The sequence below is a fragment of the Pseudorhodobacter sp. genome (assembly GCF_030452865.1).
Taxonomy (GTDB): domain Bacteria; phylum Pseudomonadota; class Alphaproteobacteria; order Rhodobacterales; family Rhodobacteraceae; genus Pseudorhodobacter.
Genome location: NZ_JAKDLJ010000483.1, coordinates 1 through 2,436, shown reverse-complemented (window position 1 = coordinate 2,436; position 2,436 = coordinate 1). Strand labels below are relative to the sequence as shown.

General features: G+C 58.2%; 2 protein-coding genes. One reads left to right on the top strand and one right to left on the bottom strand.

Annotation, left to right across the window (positions count from 1 at the left end; translation table 11 throughout):
- Positions 1 to 1,890, top strand: a 1,890-nt coding sequence (locus L0H65_RS18385) for a bifunctional 2',3'-cyclic-nucleotide 2'-phosphodiesterase/3'-nucleotidase (RefSeq protein WP_301460658.1), incomplete at its 5' end; no start/stop codon positions are given.
- A gap of 39 nt (positions 1,891 to 1,929) precedes the next feature.
- Here the strand turns inward: L0H65_RS18385 and L0H65_RS18380 are convergent.
- Positions 1,930 to 2,436: HD domain-containing protein (locus tag L0H65_RS18380; protein WP_301460657.1), on the bottom strand; the 507-nt coding region annotated here is incomplete at its 5' end.

Here is a 2,436-nt window from a genome sequence, read left to right as displayed (position 1 = left end):
TCCGCCCGCGCGGCCTCCAATCAGGCGCATCTGCGCATCATGGAAACCACGGATATTCACGTCCACGTCTTCCCCTATGACTATTACGCCGACAAACCCGTCGATACCGTCGGCCTGTCGCGCACTGCCAGCCTGATCGAAGGCATCCGGGCCGAGGCGACGAATTCCATCCTGATCGACAACGGCGATTTCCTGCAAGGCAACCCGCTTGGCGACTACATTGCCTATGAGCGGGGCATGAAAGAAGGCGACACCCACCCTGTCATCAACGCGATGAACACGCTCGGGTTTGACGCCTCCACCCTTGGCAATCACGAATTCAACTACGGGCTGCCCTTCCTGCTCACCTCGCTCCAAGGCGCGAATTTCCCGGTGGTCTCGGCCAATGTCGCCAAGAAGCTCGGCGCAACCCCGCGCGAGGACAAAACTCTGCTGCCGCCCTACATCATCATTGAGCGCACGATCAAAGACGGCACGGGAGAGACCTATCCCATCAAGATCGGCCTTATCGGTTTCGTGCCGCCGCAGATCATGAACTGGGACCGCAAGCATCTGGAAGGCAACGTCCAGACCCGCGATATCGTTGACACCGCCAAAGCTTATATCCCTGAAATGAAAGAGAAAGGCGCCGATATCATCATCGCCCTGTGCCATTCCGGCATTGGGGATGCGGACCATATCGACGGCGCCGAAAACGCCGCCGTTCCCCTCGCCGCGATTGACGGGATTGATGCGATCCTGACTGGTCACAGCCATCTGGTGTTCCCCTCCAAAACCTTTGAGGGTCGCGCTGGCACCGATATCACCGCAGGCACGATCAGCGGCAAACCGGGCGTCATGGGTGGTTTCTGGGGCAGCCATATGGGGCTGATTGACCTGCTGCTGGAACGCGATGGCTCCACCTGGCGCATCGTTTCGCATACTGCCGAGGCCCGCCCGATTTCTAAACGCAACGAAGATAAATCCATCTCCGCGCTGGTGCCCGATTACGCCCCGGTACTCGCCGCCGTGCAAAAGGAACATGACGCGACTCTCGAATATGTGCGCCGCGCGGTAGGCAAAACTGCCGCCCCGCTATACAGCTATTTCGCATTGGTGGCCGATGATCCGTCGGTCCAGGTCGTCTCCAACGCACAAACATGGTACATCAAGCAAATGCTGGAAGGCACTGAATTTGCTGAACTTCCTCTGCTGTCCGCCGCTGCTCCGTTCAAGGCCGGTGGTCGTGGCGGTGCCGATTATTACACCGATGTTCCGGTCGGCGATGTCGCAATCAAGAACGTCGCCGACCTTTACCTCTACCCCAACACTGTCCGCGCCGTGCAAGTCACTGGCGCGCAGGTCAAGGGCTGGCTAGAACGCTCCGCCGGTATGTTCAACCAGATCACGGCCGGCGGCACGGATGAAGTCCTGCTCAACCCCGATTTCCCCAGCTATAATTTCGACGTGATCGACGGGGTGACCTATAAGATCGACCTCAGCCAACCGCCGATGTTCGATAAGGACGGCGCCGTGATAAACCCCGATACAAACCGCATCACGGATCTGCGCTTCAATGGGCAACCTATTGATAAAGATGCGAAATTCATCATTGCAACCAATAACTACCGTGCCTCCGGTGGCGGTAGTTTTCCCGGCGCCGATGGCACCACAATTATCTTTGAAGGGCCGGATACCAACCGCGATGTGCTGGTGCGCTATATCGTCGATCAAGGCACGATCAACCCGACCGCCGATGACAATTGGGGCTTTGCGCCGCTGCCGGGTACGACGGTGTTGTTCGACACCGGACCCGGTGGCAAGCAATACCTGAGTGACGTGAAAGGCGTAAAGATCGAAGCCGCAGGGGATGGCGACAACGGTTTCGCCCGTTACCGCATCACGCTCTGATCTGGCGTGGGGTGCGCTTCAGCGCACCACCCCTATTCATCAAGCCCGCGCCGCCACCGCCGCGCGGGCGTCACGCAACCGTTTTGCAAATTCCTGTCGTGCCGGGTCTGCACCTGCGGGCAACAATTCGACGACAGATTCCGCCCAGTCAAGATAGGCGATCTGCCGCACTACATCCCAATGCACGGGCGGGGTTTCCTCCACAGCGCGAATGTTCGACATCTTGTCACAGATTTTCACCAAAGCCGCCGCGGGTGATTTTCCGGGCGCATGGACCGTTTGCAACCGCTTGCGCTCGGCTTTCTCCAGCGCCTTGTTATCGGTCAATTCCGCAACAATCCCGGCGATTTGCGCACCGAACCGCGTCACCAACTCCGCCTCTGAGACCGCGCAATCCTCCACCGTATCATGCAAAATCGCCGCAATGATGGTATCTCGATCCAAGCGAAAACCTGCCAATATCTCAGCGACCGCAATAGGGTGGGTGATATAAGGCTCCCCTGACTTGCGCTTATCCTTGATATGGGCAATGTCACCAAACTCACA